The organism is Pseudoalteromonas espejiana DSM 9414 (assembly GCF_002221525.1).
In the GTDB taxonomy this organism is placed as follows: domain Bacteria; phylum Pseudomonadota; class Gammaproteobacteria; order Enterobacterales; family Alteromonadaceae; genus Pseudoalteromonas; species Pseudoalteromonas espejiana.
The window spans coordinates 2,878,635-2,894,538 of record NZ_CP011028.1; the positions used below are offsets into that span (position 1 = coordinate 2,878,635).

The 15,904-nt window shown below is 39.4% G+C and carries 11 protein-coding genes; 8 read left to right on the forward strand and 3 right to left on the reverse strand.

Annotation, left to right across the window (positions count from 1 at the left end; translation table 11 throughout):
• Nucleotides 1-6 precede the first annotated feature (6 nt).
• From PESP_RS13060 to PESP_RS13095, 8 genes are all read left to right on the forward strand, one after another.
• The gene (locus PESP_RS13060) at nt 7-2,715 is read left to right on the forward strand and encodes a bifunctional glycoside hydrolase/polysaccharide deacetylase family protein (protein ID WP_089348407.1); all 2,709 of its coding nucleotides are present in this window, start codon (nt 7-9) and stop codon (nt 2,713-2,715) included.
• Complete coding sequence (locus PESP_RS13065; RefSeq protein ID WP_089348408.1) at nt 2,715-5,999, forward strand: tetratricopeptide repeat protein; 3,285 nt, start codon at nt 2,715-2,717, stop codon at nt 5,997-5,999. The genes PESP_RS13060 and PESP_RS13065 overlap by 1 nt, the downstream gene beginning before the upstream one ends.
• A gap of 14 nt (nt 6,000-6,013) precedes the next feature.
• Nucleotides 6,014-6,529: a protein PelC gene (locus PESP_RS13070; protein WP_089348409.1), complete on the forward strand. Its 516-nt coding sequence runs from the start codon at nt 6,014-6,016 to the stop codon at nt 6,527-6,529.
• Nucleotides 6,526-7,818 (forward strand): PelD GGDEF domain-containing protein, encoded by a 1,293-nt coding sequence (locus PESP_RS13075; RefSeq protein ID WP_089348410.1) that lies wholly within the window; start codon nt 6,526-6,528, stop codon nt 7,816-7,818. The genes PESP_RS13070 and PESP_RS13075 overlap by 4 nt, the downstream gene beginning before the upstream one ends.
• Complete coding sequence (locus tag PESP_RS13080) at nt 7,815-8,801, forward strand: protein PelE (RefSeq protein ID WP_089348411.1); 987 nt, start codon at nt 7,815-7,817, stop codon at nt 8,799-8,801. The genes PESP_RS13075 and PESP_RS13080 overlap by 4 nt, the downstream gene beginning before the upstream one ends.
• A complete protein-coding gene (gene pelF / locus PESP_RS13085) occupies nt 8,791-10,308 on the forward strand; it encodes a GT4 family glycosyltransferase PelF (RefSeq protein WP_089348412.1) in 1,518 nt (505 codons plus the stop codon). The genes PESP_RS13080 and pelF overlap by 11 nt, the downstream gene beginning before the upstream one ends.
• The gene (gene pelG, locus PESP_RS13090) at nt 10,296-11,660 is read left to right on the forward strand and encodes an exopolysaccharide Pel transporter PelG (RefSeq protein WP_089348413.1); all 1,365 of its coding nucleotides are present in this window, start codon (nt 10,296-10,298) and stop codon (nt 11,658-11,660) included. Before pelF ends, pelG begins: the two co-directional genes overlap by 13 nt.
• Before the next feature lie 72 nt (nt 11,661-11,732).
• Complete coding sequence (locus PESP_RS13095) at nt 11,733-12,056, forward strand: hypothetical protein (protein ID WP_089348414.1); 324 nt, start codon at nt 11,733-11,735, stop codon at nt 12,054-12,056.
• A gap of 106 nt (nt 12,057-12,162) precedes the next feature.
• Here the strand turns inward: PESP_RS13095 and PESP_RS13100 are convergent, their stop codons facing one another.
• The 3 genes from PESP_RS13100 to PESP_RS13110 form a co-directional block, all read right to left on the reverse strand.
• Nucleotides 12,163-13,164: a D-Ala-D-Ala carboxypeptidase family metallohydrolase gene (locus PESP_RS13100; protein WP_089348415.1), complete on the reverse strand. Its 1,002-nt coding sequence runs from the start codon at nt 13,162-13,164 to the stop codon at nt 12,163-12,165.
• 11 nt (nt 13,165-13,175) lie between these two features.
• Entirely contained in the window at nt 13,176-14,498 is a 1,323-nt protein-coding gene (locus PESP_RS13105) for a L,D-transpeptidase family protein (protein WP_089348416.1), read from the reverse strand.
• A gap of 211 nt (nt 14,499-14,709) precedes the next feature.
• On the reverse strand, nt 14,710-15,687 hold the full coding sequence (locus PESP_RS13110) for a DNA topoisomerase IB (RefSeq protein WP_089348417.1): 978 nt from the start codon (nt 15,685-15,687) through the stop codon (nt 14,710-14,712).
• Nucleotides 15,688-15,904: the final 217 nt, after the last annotated feature.

Genomic DNA, 15,904 nt, shown 5'->3' on the forward strand with positions numbered 1-15,904 from the left:
ATAATAATGAAATACTTTTTATACTTAACGTTGTTCATCTGTTCGAACGTATTTGCTCAGCCTAGCAAAAATAGTATTGCCTTTTACTACTCATCTCCTATGCCTTTGGCTGAAATGACTTTTTATTCTCGGGTTGTTGTACAGCCAGAGCTTGTCACTAAATTTGAGCTTGATTGGTTTAAACAGCGCAACATAGCTGTATATGCTTATTTAAGTGTGGGTGAGTCGTTTAATGAAAGTGAATCATCGCTTGCATTAAATCCTCATTGGAATAGCCATATTTCCGATTTAACAGCAAAGCATTGGCAAGAGCACCTACAAACTCAAGCTAAACAGTTACAACAGCGCGGTTTTAGTGGTTTATTTTTAGATACTCTTGATAGCTATCAGCTATTAAAACCCGACTATGATAAACCCGCTCAGCAGGCAGGTTTAGTAAACATCATAAAAGACTTATCAAATACCTTTAATAAGCACCTTATTTTAAACCGAGGGTTTGAGCTACTACCAAAGCTAAGTGGGTATGCTCACGACTTAGTCGCCGAGGGTTTACTTAGCCACTTTAACCCCAGCGACAACAGCTACAAACTAACCACTAAAAGCGACCAAGATTGGCTGAATGCCCAACTCAAAAAGGCGCAACAACTCGGCTTCAATGTACAAGTTATAGATTATGCTAAGCCAAAACAACGCCTAGCAATGGCTGAAAAAATTATCGCCGCGGGCTACGCTCCGTGGGTAACAGACGGCCACTTACAAACTTGGGGAACATCGGCTATTCAACCTGTCCCCAGGCGCATTTTAATTCCGTACAATAGTGACGTGAAGCCACTTATATATACAACCGTGCATTTAAAGCTTGCAACCCTTATTGAATATTTAGGGTATATACCTGATTACATTGATATGGCGACCACTCAGTTACCAAAGGTTGATACCGCCTTACATGCTGGAATTATTTCTTGGACTACGAGTGATGTATTTTATGATGTTACGGTAATAAAATGGCTAGAAGATAACTTAGGAGTTGTACCGCAACTTGTATTAGGTGAGTTACCATCGTCAAATAAACTATTACAAAGTTTAGGCGTAGAAATAATTAGCACAGCGCCACAAGAGCCTTTTTCGTTGTCATATATGGCGCCGTGGCTTAAAGGTGAGTCGGCAATGCCTCCACCTATAATAAAACCATACTTATTAAAGCTGACAGCACAAGCAAAAGCGCTTATCTCTATAAGATCAGCAGATGATCAAACTATTATCCAAGCAAGTAAAACCAAGTATGGAGCATTAATATCAGCACCTTGGCTTATTGATACTTTACCAATGGAAGGAAATCGCTGGGTGGTAGACCCTAAAAATCTATTAACTCAAGCTATGGGCCTGCCGCCTATACTTGCGCCAGATACAACAACATCAAGCGGCCGCCGTATGTTAACCCTGCATATTGATGGTGATGGCTTTACAAGTATTGCTCACTTTGCGGGTAAACCTTACGCTGCAGAAGTTATTCGTGATGAAGTGATTAAAAAGTATAAATTACCTCTTACCTCGTCCGTTATTCAGGCCGATATTGAGCCTAACGGGCTACATGCAGGAGATAGCCCAAAGCTTGAAAAAATAGCAAAAGAAATTTTCGCACTGCCGTATGTTGAAGTTGCCTCACACACTTATAGCCACCCTTACTTTTGGACTGCGCTTTCTGGACGCAAGGAAATAAACATAGATGATACCGACTACGGCTTTCACTTAAATATACCAGGCTACAACGAGATAGATTTAAATAAAGAAATAACTGGTTCAATAAATTATATTAATGAGCGGCTAGTCCCTAAAAACAAAAAAACAGTGATGATGCTATGGTCGGGCGATGCAACACCAGGTCCAAAAGCGCTTGAGCTTGCGCGTGATGCTGGCGTTTTAAATGTTAACGGAGGCAATACCAACGTTAATGCAGATAACCCAAGCCTTACACATATATCGCCCATTGGTCGCCCTGAGCGTGATTTGCTGTATCAAATATACGCCCCAATTTTGAACGAAAATGTTTACACCAACTTGTGGCATGGGCCCTACTATGGCTTTAAACGTTTGGTAGAAACCTTTGAAATAACCGAAAAACCATATCGGCTCAAGCCTTATACTATTTACTACCATTTCTATTCTGGCGAAGTACTCGCAGGCCTTGATGCCCTGCATTACAATATGGATTACGTGTTAGCGCGCCCTAATACTCCCGTGCATTTAAGTCATTATGCAAAAATAGCTAAAGATTTTTATTTTTCGGCTTTAGCAAAAAACGCTACTGACGAGTGGCTGTACAGCTCTAAGTATATAAAAACACTTCGCTTACCTGATGTATTTGATGTACCAAACATAACCAGCAGTAAAGGCGTTTCTGGCGTTACAGCTAAAGGTAACTACATTCATATTACAGATGACATAGCACATATTAACTTTGATCACTCACAGCCCGACACACAACCTTATTTAATCTCTGCAAATGTGGCATTCACTAATTGGCAGGTAAATGGTGCGGTAAGTTTTAAAGCATGGGTTGAGGCTAAAATAGATCTTAAAAATGCCCAGCGTTGCCAATTTATATCCCATTTAGGTAAACGTTATAAAGGCAAAACGTATGCAGGGACTACACAATTTACAATCCCAGAAGGCGACTTTTACGGCTACTTAAATTGTAATGTAGAGGCACAATAGTGATTAATAAAAAACGCCCTCACTTAGTCTCGCTTAAAACTATTTTAATCATTTTAGCGGTAAGTTGCTTTGCACTTTATGCGCTGTTTCCACATACGTTGTTTTTTGAAGACGATTCACTTTCGCAAGATTATACCTTTGAAAAAACATACTTAAATGCCGCTTTAAGTACCGACCCTAATAACGAAAAGTTACGCGCTAAAAAAGTAGCTATTCACCTTGGTTTAAATGAGTATTCAGAGGCAACCACTGAACTTGAAAAACTGCCTAAAAACGATAAAAAAACAGAACTTGAAATTAAACTTTTGTATGCACTGTGGGTTGATAGCGGCGCAAAAAAAGATGATCGCTTTGAAGAGCTCACCCTTAAACTTGCGGCTTTTAAACACTGGGATAACGAATTATTAAATATAGCAAAAGCAACAGGGTTAAATGCAAGCGTTGCCCGCTATTATGAGCAAAATAAACAGCCTTTATTAGCGGCTGATTTTTGGCTAGGTGCAGGGGAGCCCGCTAAGGCCCTAGCTATTTATAAAAAGCATATTAATGCTGATGTTGCAAAAAAAGCGATAGACACCGCACTTGGCGCTAACAACCCAAAACAAGCGTACACCTGGTGGAAAAAATACGGCGATATAGCCAACGCAGAGCGTACCTTATATTTTGCAAATCTTACTGGTGATGACGAAGCGGCGTTAAAAGCCGTAGAAAAACTTTTAAAAGCACAACCTAATAACACTGAGTATTTAACTAAAGCCATGCATTTACGCTTAGCCAACGGTGATGCAAATGGTGCCGAGCAATTAATAAGTAAACTATTAGCTAAAAAGCCAAACGATAAAGAATTGAGGCTCCTAAACTGGAAAATTATGCGCTGGCAAAATAAGCCTAAACAAGCGCTTAAAGAATTTAAATGGTTAATGGCCAACAAAGCCGTAGATGTAGCCATGTTAACCGACAGTATTAATGACGCCAATGCACTTTACTTGTACCAAGATGCAAACGACATTTACGAATACAAAGCGCAAAATAGACAGCTAAAAGGCAACGGGTTTGCTAATTGGATGCAAACCAACGAATTTATTGGTAACGCCAAACAAGAGCTCAACCACATAGAGCGCTATGAGCAAATTAACGGTAAAACGTCACTTTCGCAATTTTGGAAAGCCAAAGTACTCCACGATACAGGTAACCTTGCAGGTTTAAGAGCCTTGTGGCCAACTTACCAAGGCCCTAAAAATGAAGAAGATTTACTTTGGCTTGCTAGAGCGCACTGGCTGCATAACGACTTCGCGACCGCATTAGCTATTTTAAAACAAAAAAAACAGAGCACTGATGATGAGTTTTGGAGTGCGCGCATTGATATGGCAATGCGCGTAAAAGATAAACAAGAAGAACTGTTTGCGCTTGAGCAACTAAAGAATATTACCCCGCTTAGCGTTGGCGATATGCTGCATTACCAGCAACTAAAATTTGCAGGCAACCCAACAGGCTTGTTAGATTATTTATGGCAACAAACGCCACTTACCGATAGGCAACTTATACAAATAACCCTATTAAGCACCCAAATAGGTGATGAGCAGCATGTAACGCGTGCACATCAAGCTCTTGAAAAGCAGCGCTACAATAAAGCGCTTTACCCAGCGTGGCTGGTATTATCGAGCTGGTATCAAAATCAAAGTGACTTAAATTATGCCTACACCACGCTCAACCGTGCTGCAAAACTTAGTGAATACAACCCTGATGTAGTGTTGGCCCAAGGCTGGCTTGCATTACAAATGCACGACACCATTATGATTGAGCGCATACTAGATAAATACTCAACTAATGAGCCAAGCCGAGATTGGGCGCAGCTGTTAGCTAGCTTATCTATTCATCAAAAAGCGTTTAATAGCGCATACTTTTACTTGCGACAATTAGCAGTTAGTAACCCCAAAGATTTAACTACTTTAGTCAATTTAGCGGATGTAATGAATCAGTTAGGTTATTACGCAAATGCGACAGAGCTTAAACACTATTTATTAAACCATTTACCAAAAGATAAATACGCTTACAGAGGCTTAATGATCCAGTGGGCTGGTGCAATGGCGATACCCCACCTGCGCCAATTTAGCAGCTTAGATGAAATAGCCCCAGATGCCGTAAACAACGATACAGCCAACTGGTGGTTGGCAAGGCGTGCCGCGCAAAAACTAGAGCCTTGGCAAAAACTGCAACTGTATATGACCAACGGTGAGTTTAATAAAATTAAAGCGCTCGTTAATACCAACACCCTAGGTAAAGTAGATGAGCTGAGTGCATTACTCTATTTAAAACAACCCTATGCCACTATGCAGCGTTGGTATGAAGAATTAACACAATCTCCCACTGAGGCAGAAACCGCTTTAATGCGAAATGCCCGTAATAGTTACTTTAGAGCTTTAGAAATTAACCTATCTCCAGAGGCAGGTTTAAACAGCAGTCAGTATGACATAAACGTATACTTCCCTTATGCAAATGGACAGTGGAAGCTCAGTATAAGTAACCAACAAAACCTTAATAACAACGGTTTACTATTTGCTATTGAAGATAAAATAACTTGGGGACGTTGGTACTTTGACGCCAAAATAGACTCTCACCAAGGGAGTTTAGCAAGCCGCCAAGGGTTTAGTTTAGATAGCCGCTATCAATGGGATTCACGCACTCAATTAGGTGTAAAATTAGAGCATAACGTTGAAAACCGTCAATCAGAGGCCCTGCTTAGCTTTGCCAAGTTAGATAAAGCAACCGCCTATGTTAATTACAATATTGATGCTCGCCAAAATCTGCAATTATCGGCAGCGGCAATGGCATTTAAACGCCGCAGTAATAGCTCAACACTTGTGAGTGGGCAAGAATACAATGCACGCTACCAATATACTATTTTAAGAGACCGCCCAATTTGGAGTGCTTATTTTAGTGCACAATGGCAAGAGTTTGACCGCACACTCGCTCCCATTGACGTTGACAGGCCAAGGCCTCTTTTAATTGACCTACAGCCCTTTAGACGCTTTGCGCTAGGCACTTCTATTTCATCAACTGGTAACTTAGCGCCCCCTTATTTAGGCGCTAGCCCATCGTGGTTATTTGATATAAGCACAGGGTATCAAACACTAAACGACACAATAGATGTTTCGGTATCAAGTGGAGCTGGCTGGTCGGTACTAGGCGATGATTTATTTAAATTACAATTGGGTTACCAAAGCAGTAATAAAGTGGGTAACTCAGATACACAATTACAATTAGGCTATTACGTACATTTTTAATGTTAGGAGAGAATATGTTTCGTTTAATCATACCGTGTTTGGTATTAATGCTCAGTGCATGTACCACCAGCCGTGTGGCAGATGATGTAGAACTAGGGCCATCAACCACGGTTGCCCTACTACCTTTAGTAAATCATGCACAAACACCTTTAGCTGGTGAGCGCGCTGAGGATATATTAGCAAGTATTTGGCAGCAAAATAAGCTTCCAACCTTGCTGCGTGCTCCTCGAAATAATAACAAAGAGTTACCCCCACTTGACGATCAATACCGCCTTGATAACGCCATGCAGTGGTTAAGTACTCAACAAGCAGATTACGTATTAACAGGTAGCATTGAAGAGTGGCGCTATAAAGCAGGCCTAGATGGCGAGCCCGTGGTTGCGTTAACACTTACGCTTAGTGCAAACGGTGCCACTACACCTATATGGACGGGCACGATTGCTAAAAGTGGCTGGGGCCGCGATAGCATTGCCGCTACTGCGCAAGATGTTATTGCCGATTTAATTTCGTACATAGAGGTTAGTGAGTGAAAACACATTTTTTCCGACCAAGAGAGGTTCCTGAGCTACAAATATGGGCTGAGGTAATTGTATTTACAGCCTTAGCGCTTGTATTACCGGTATTATTTAATGCCGAGGATCCTTTTTGGACGGAAAGTGGGTTTTCATGGCCTGTACTTGGGCCGTTACTCGTTGCTTTACGCTATGGCTTTTCAAAAGGCTTTATAAGCATTTTAAGCTTACTGGTTGGTCAATTACTGCTAAGCCAATCTAACTTACTGGCTATACAAAATGAATTTAATATAAATGCCATGATTGGTTACCTAATCGTAATTATGATTGCAGGTGAATTCAGAGATGTGTGGGAGCGCACCAATCAGCAACAAAGTATTGAGCTTGAGTATGTTACCAACAGACTAGAAACCTTTACTCGTCAATACCATTTAATAAACTCATCACACGATCGCATTGAGCAAATGCTTGCAGGGCATACATTAAGCCTACGCGAATCATTACAAGCAGTAAGAGCCGCTATAGGCCAACTTAAAGAAAGACGATTAGACAGTGCTGCCAGTAGCATTTTAAATTTATTTGTTGAATATGGCTCGTTTGAAAAAGCAGCGCTTTATAGGGTTGAAAACAACATTTTAATTGAGCCCCCTTTAGCAAGTGTGGGTAATATGAAAACGCCAAATATAAACGATCCTTTAGTACAGGCCATGTTTGAAGAAAACGAGTTAGTGTCGGTAAAGGACGTTAAAAGCAATATAAGCCAGTACCATATTGCCATTCCACTTATTGATGTAAACAACACAATATATGGCGTTATTTTAGTTGAAAACATTCAGTTTTTTGCTTTAAAAAATACCACACTGACTTTACTAGCGGTAATGGCCGGGAACATTGGTGATTTATTGCGCCATGAAATAACGAACCCGGTAATGACCCGCGAAGAAGCGCCTTATTTTGCAAGACAAGTTAAGCGCGCAAATAAAGAAGCGCACAGATACAATATTCCCTCGCAGCTTCTCAAACTTAAAGCGCTCAATATTACAGACGAATCACGCCAGTTAATGGAATATTTAAGCGAAGCCCGAAGAGGGCTAGATATTTACCTCTACGACAGCGAAAAACAAACTTTACTGCTGTTAATGCCTTTAGCCAACGAACTTGATAAAAGCGGCTTTATCGCCCGTATCAATACATGGTGTATTGAACATTTTGGTAAAAACCTTGAGCAACTACAAATAAAATTTGAAGAGCAAGTTGCACTGCCTATCAGCAGCGATCACATTTCGCGGTTAATTAAATTACCATGATTAAAATTATTATAGCCGCCTTTATTGGCTGTCTTTGTGAATACTTTGCTTTTGCCCACATTTTAGATGCGCCAAACTGGCTGTGGATTATTTTTTTACATGGCATTGCTAGTGCGTGCTTTACGTTTGTAAGCCATGTATTTATTCCTGCTAAGTATAAAACCACAGTAAAAAGTGGCTCTGCGTTATTATTTTTACTGCTTTTTACACTACCTGTATTTGGTATTTTAGGCGTAGTATTTGCGATAACGTTTGCATTAAGTAAACCCCTTAAAAATGACGACATAGATATCATTGAGCATAAAGTTCCTGCACTTCCTTTTGAGGCACGAACGGTTTCTGCCACGCCAATCTATTCAATAGGTGGCTTAAGGGCCATTTTAAAGCACGCCAGCGAACCGAATAAGCGTTTAAGCGCAGTTATGGCTGCTCGTCATATGAGCGACAATCAAGCAATTCCTATATTAAAGTTAGCCTTAAAGGACTTAGAGGACGATATTCGCTTACTCGCCTACTCTACCTTAGATAGTAAAGAGACCAAATTAAACGAAAAAATTAGCGATATTCAACACGCTATAGAACGCACAACACAACAGCCAAAACTAAGCCATCTGCAACGCCAACAGGCCGAGCTGTACTGGGAATTAAGTTACTTAGGTTTAGCGCAAGGTGCGTTAAAAAAATATGTGCTTGAAAAAGCAGAAAACCTTACTTTAAAAAGTATGAGCTTTAGCAAAATGCCTGCTAGTTATATTTTTTTAGGGCGTATTCAATTAGCTTTAGGAAAATTTTCTGCGGCGCAACAAAGCCTGATGACCGCCACACAATTAGGTATGGCAAGGCGCCACGTACTGCCATTTAAAGCAGAGGTTGCCTTTGAGCTGAACAATTACACCGACTGCCAACGCTACCTTGAAGAACTAGAATTACAACCTAAAGGTACAGAGCTGCGCCATTTACAGGAGTATTGGCATGAGCGATAAAAAAGCCGATATTTTACTTTTACTTGAAGGCACATACCCTTATGTACGCGGCGGTGTTTCAAGCTGGGTACATCAAATAATAGAGGGCTTACCTCATTATAACTTTGAGCTTATATTTGTCGGTGGTGCACCTGAGCACTATGGCGAGATTCAATACACTTTACCAAGCAATGTAACTAAGCTACATGTGCACTACTTAGTGCAAGAGCACAACACAAAAATAAAGGCTAAGCATGGCGTAAAGTATAAAAAAGAGTTATTTGAATTTTGGCAGCAACTACAAGGTTATTTTCGCGACTCTAAAGAGCCTATTCCTACAGAGCTTGTAAAATTTGCCTTTGAAACCCTTGCAAAAAGAGACGGCATAAACGAAGCCGATTTTTTATATAGTGAGTCATCATGGCAGGTATTAGCAAAATACTATTTAACCTATTGTGATGAATCATCGTTTATCGACTTTTTTTGGTCGTATCGAAATTTATATAAGCCGTTGTTTAAAATTGCCGAAATAGCGCGGGAGCTGCCAAATGTTAAACTTATACATTCTATTTCTACAGGCTATGCAGGCATTTTAGGGGCTGGGGCCAGTGTTATTCACAACACCCCATTTTTACTTACCGAGCACGGTATTTACACCAAAGAGCGAAAAATAGACTTAATACAAGCCAGCTGGATTAAAGAGTCTGAACAAAGCTTAGGCAAAAATTTAAATACCGAAATGGGCTTTATTCGCCGTATGTGGATAAGCTTTTTTGAACAAATTGGCCGCACTACTTACCAGCAAGCCGATAAAATAATATCCCTTTATGAAGGGAACAGACAAAGACAAATTAAAGACGGCGCTGCGGCTAACAAATCGTTTGTTGTACCTAATGGCATTAAAACAAAGCGCTTTGTAGAATCACTCAATACCCGCCCTAAAACGGTGCCTATGGTTGTTGGTTTAATTGGCCGCGTTGTACCAATTAAAGATATAAAAACCTTTATAAGGGCTATTAAAGAAGTACAAGCCGAGCTGCCTCAAATAGAAGGCTGGATCATCGGCCCCTATGAAGAAGACCCGCAATACTACAAAGAGTGTCAGCTATTAGTAAGTAGCCTAGATTTAGATAGCAATATTAAATTTACGGGTATGCAAAATATTGCCGAAATACTCCCTAAACTTGGTTTAGTCGCGTTAACCTCTATTTCTGAAGCTCAACCACTTGTACTTCTTGAAGCGATGGCTGCGGGCGTCCCTGTACTTGCCAGTGATGTGGGTTCGTGCCGAGAAATAATAGAAGGCGCCACCGATGAAGATAAAGCGCTTGGTAAAGCCGGTGAAGTGGTTTCTATTGCATCACCAAGCGAAACAGCCATGCAAATAGTGACTATATTGCAAGATGAGCAAACGTGGTATCAATACCAAAAAAGCGGTTTAGATCGCGTTAATACTTATTACGATGAAAGCCATATGTTTTCCCGCTACGATAAACTTTATAAGGACACAATCGCATGGCCGGAATAGGTTTTGAGATACGTAAAATCCTCAAAAAAAATACCCTACTTTCTGTTTTTGAAGCCTATGGTTACGCGGGGTTAATTGGCTCAGGGCCATGGCTGCTTTCTATTGTTGCGCTTATGCTAATAGGTATACTTAGCCTTGGTGTAGTGCTTCCTAAAGTATTAATTATTCAGTTTTTAACGCTTGTTACCTACATGATGGCTGCATCACTGATATTAACGGGCGGCTTACAGTTATTGTTGACTCGATTTGTTGCCGATTTATTTTTTCAAAAAAATGATGAGCAAGTACTACCTAATTTACTTGGTGCACAGCTTGTAACTACGATTGCAGCTTTACTTATTGGTTTAGCTGTATGGCCTATACTCCCCCTCCCTGTAGTAACCAAAATCATAATACTTGGCGCATTTATAAGCTTATGTAATCAGTGGCTTGGCGCAATATTTTTATCAGGCATGAAAGAATATCGGCTTATTTTGGTTACCATGCTTAGTGGCTACAGCTTTATGGTATTGCTTGCATTTTTATTGCGGGATTGGCAAATAGATGGGCTGTTTTTTGCTTTTTTTGCCGGAGAAGCTCTACTCTTTTTTAGCTTCTTATTTATGATTATTCGCCGCTACCCAGGCGGTAAATTAATTAGCTTTGACTTTTTAAACAATAAAAAAGTGTATTACAGTTTGTTTTTTTGTGGGCTTTTTTACAACATAGGTGTGTGGGCCGATAAAATTATTTTTTGGTATTCCCCTGCCACCTCTATTCAAATAATAGGAACACTCAGAGCCAGCCCTATTTATGACTTACCCATATTTTTAGCCTACTTAACTATTATTCCGGGTATGGCGGTATTTTTAGTGAGAATGGAAACCGACTTTGTAGAGCAATACAACCGCTTTTATAGTGCAATAAGAGAAGGCTCATCCCTTGAGGAGATTTTTTACTTAAAAGATAAAATGGTACAAACAGCGCAAGGCGGCCTCTACGATATATTTAAAATTCAAGGGATAACTGTTGCGTGCTTATTACTATGGGGCGAGCAAATACTCACTTTTATTGGCATAGATCCTAACTATAAAACACTGCTATTTATTGATGTGGTAGGCGTAGGTGTTCAGGTAATATTTTTATCTATTTTAAATATTTTATTTTACTTAGATAAGCGCTCTACAGTGTTATTTTTGTCTGGGTTATTTTTGTTTATCAATATTGTGTTAACTATTGCCTCAATAGCGCTGGGGCCACAATTTTATGGTTACGGTTTTGCGCTTTCAACCATAGTTACTTCGGTGGTTGGCCTATTTTGGCTCTCAAAGCAATTTGAAGAACTTGAGTACGAAACTTTTATGCTGCAATAACCTATTATAAAAGCGCTATAAAAGTCGCCTTCTTTTAAGTGGCTGTAAACGTACAGGGTTTCTCTATATTTAATGGAAGATATTATAGAAATTAATTATTTAAATTATTCACTTCAAGAGTTGCGTGAAGCTTGGATAACAGTTGATGATTACACATATCCGGAGCGTGCAATTGAAGTTTATAAACTTTTAAAAAAATCGGAGATTAAAGCTTCAGAAGAAAATCATTGTGATACATCATCTACTTGGGTTCTCTCGATGCTGCGCAACTTCAATAAGCCTAAAAAACTTGACCCAACCTTTAGCGATGTATTACTAGAAGAAAGTAGTGCAACGATGAAAGAGCAACGAGTTATTAAACTCATAGCAGAGCGAGAAAATATTGATCACATGTAAGTGATCAATATTTTAAGTTAGGAGCACCATCAGCCAAATTTACCGTGCCAGAAGAGTTTTGGCTTTTTACTCTCATCATTTTTTACCAAGACGAAAAGCGATAGGGTTACTTACTTACCCAGCGCGCTTTAAAACCTCGTGTATCAACATGTATAAATGCACCGCGGTGCGATTTTGGCCCGTAAATACCTAAACCACCGAGTAACCCCTTGAATGATTCACGCTTTGCTAACGACTCTACTATGTTAGCCATAACTTTTGCATCGCCTATAGAGTGCTTGCCGTCGTTATTAATATCATCCATGCGGTAGTTACCATCGTTATCAATAAAAATATCAGCTGCATCACCAAACACATGGCGGCTAAGCTTAACGTTACCAATAGACTTATTATAATAAGGCGTGCGGTAGCCACTCATTACCACCATATTTTTAACCGGTATGCCTTCTAAAATCAGCTCTTTACGAATTTTTTCAAGCTTAAGAAGCAATTTGCTTTGTAAAAATAAATATTTAGGGTGTTTGCTGCGTTGTTTGCTAACAAATTCTTTTAAAGAAAAGTGAGGCGATATTTTAACACTTTCGTTCTCTGGAGTTACTTTAACAAAGCCATCGGGCACAATGTAATGCTCTGCATCTTTAATTTGTGAAGGCTTAGGGTAATGCCCTATGTGATAATATTTGAGTTTACCGCCTTCTACTTCATCTGCCGGAACTTTAACAAAAACATTAATTGTCATGCGCTGCTTTTTATCAGGTGATTCAATAAAAACGCGGGTTAATCCTAGCTTTTTTGGTGCTTGCCATTGCCAACGGTTGGTATTGGTAAGTGTTGCTTTACCATCATTGTTGTTGAGTATGTAGGACTGCTCTGATTGCGCGTAAAGCACCTCAAACTCAACATTTTCTTGGGGCATCACAAAAACAGAAAATACAGAATATGACATAACTAAATCGTTAATTTTAAGGCTAAACTCAGCATCTTCAAAGTTTGCTTTATTTGAAATATCGACCGTTGGGTGTGCTTTTTTAGTAGGCTGAGCTGCGTGTGCATTAATACTTAATACAAAGCTAAATATGCACACTAAAGTAGAATAAATAAACTGCATAAACCCTCTCACTATTTATTTTTTAATAAAGCTGCAATAACCGATTGCTCGTTATTGTTAAGTAATGCTTTTTGGTCGTGCTGATAAATATCATCCCTAAAGTTTACTAACATGCTCTCATCAACCCATGCCGTCCAATACACTAAATGAATAGGTAACGGCTCATCTAAATGAAACGTTTGCGTGGTGTCGGTTGCTCTTGCTTTATCTACCTGTTTAAGCGTGCGCTCTTCACCTTGGTGCTTAATAATTTCTCGTGCCAATGAAAATGGTTCTTCAACCCTAATGCACCCATGCGATAAGGCCCGTCGAGATTGGCTAAAACGCTGCTTTGCAGGGGTGTCGTGTACGTAAATGGCTTCTGCATTAGGAAATAAATACTTAACTTCTCCTAGCGGATTTTCATCCCCTGCACGTTTAACTAAAAAGTGATCAAACTGATAAGGTTTGATCTCCTCCCAATCAATATTGTTTGGGTTAACTTTTTTGGTATCTAAGTAACTATTTTTTCTAATCTCGATGTCATTTTTAGCGAGGTAATCTGAATCTTTTGCTACTTTAGGGGCAATTTCTTTGGTTGCAATAGATACGGGTATACGCCACTCAGGATTGACAACAAACTTTTCTATTTCGTCACTAAAAGCAGGGGTTTCCCAACTAGGTTTACCCACTATTACATTATTTTGTAATTTTACATTACCCGCTTTAACGTAGCGCAATTTATACTCTGGTATATTCACATAAACATACTGCTCATCGCTTGAGCCGGCAAAGTTAGTAATACGATAAAAATTTAGCTTTAACTTATTTAACTTAACCTTTGCAGGTATATTTAATCTAGCAACAGTGCGTTTGCCAACTCGTCCATCAACCTTTAAGCCATGGCGGCGCTGAAATTGCTTTACGGCCTGTTCAATTTGTTGATCAAAAGTACACTTTGCATCGGTACAAGCATTATTTTTTAAATCACGCTCTTGGTATAAACGCTGTGCAAGCAAGTTTACCTCTTCATTTGTGCTGCCTAATTCAAGCAGTTCACCTATTTGCAGCGGAATAAAACCACCATTGCTAACAATTTCTTTGTACCAGTTAATTGCTTTTTCAGTACGTTCTATTAGTTGTGCTGCATTTTGATCGAAGTAGTAGTCTTGATTACTTTTAAGGTGCTGCTGCGAGCTATAGGTGGTTAATGAAGAGCCTGCTAATGCAGTACTTTCAAGCTCAGAGGCGGCCAAAGCAGGTAAAGAGCTCATGCAAGCTCCCCCTATAAAAGCGGTGCTTAATGTAATGCTTTTTACCTTTTTAGACACCTGGTTTGAAAATAACCCCTTCATTGTGTACCTCCTCGCTAAATATCGTTGATAAATGCTTTTGTACTTACTGCTAATCAGTAACAAGAAGGTGCAACGCCAGTGCCAAACTTAAATTAAAATTTAATTAATTGATATTAAAGAACTTTCAGTGAGTTTCTGTTTTAATATAAATAGGTTTAGTACATCTCATTGTGTAATTAATTTGCTGTAGTGTGTAAAGTTGCCACAGCAATTAATCGTTTAAAAAGGCTAAAAAGCCTCGTTCAAAACGACTAAGGTATTTTGTTTTTCGTGGTAATGAGAGCGTTTCTCGCCATGCAGTTTGAGTCTCTTCATCTTGCTTACAAAGTGCGATTAAATCAGGGTGTACATATGACTTACGCGCAATTGCCGGAGTATTACCTAACTGCTCAGACACGCTATCGAGCATACTTTTTAACGTAAGCGCCCCTTTTGCTTTAAAAAGCTGTTTAAAAGCGATAACACTGGCGCGCCATGTTCTAAAGTGCTTTGCACTAAATTCCTCGCCCATTATTTGTTGAATGTATTGATTAATTTCACTGGAAGTTACATTAGTACGCTCACCATCACTTATGTATTGAAACAAGTGCTGACCAGGTAGGTCTTGTAAGTCTTTAATTACATGGCTCAATACCCTATCAGTAATATTTACCTCGCGCTCTTTACCCGATTTAGCACGGTATTGTAGCTGTATATTTTTACCTGTTAGCTTTGCATGGCGAGTACGCAGCGTGGTGGCGCCAAAACTTTTGTTTTGTTTTACATTACGCTCATTTCCAACGCGCAGCGCTCCTAAATCCATAAGTCTAACAACTGCAGCTAAAGTGCGTTCAACATTAAGTTCATCGCCCTGTAAATCGGTTTCTAAGCGTGCACGTAAAAGGGGTAATTTATTTCCAAACACACCACAGGCTTGATATTTTTTAGCCTCTTGCTGCGCTCTAAACTCAGGGTGATAACGATACTGCTTTCGCCCTTTACTATCGTAACCAGTTGCTAAAATATGGCCGTTTTCTTCAGGGCAAAACCAGGCATTTTTATATGCGGGTGGAAATGCCAAGGCGTTTAATCTATCAATAACCTCCTGCTCTTTTATTTGCTTACCTATAGGGTCGTAGTAAAGCCAGCTTTTACGCTTAAGTTTTCGGGATATACCGGGTAAGTTGTCATCAACATAAATTAGCTTCATTTATCCTCCTACAGTGCGTTAAACCTCTTGTGAGTAAATAAAATGTACCATTATAAAATAACCTTAAACTGAACAAGATTATTGATATATAATCAAAAATTAAGCAACACCATAAAAAATCGTATAAATTAAAACCGAATTAGGTTTGTAAATTGCACTTAGCTGTCAATTTATTAATGCTAAGGATGGCGCTAAATATATGCGGATAATAATAATT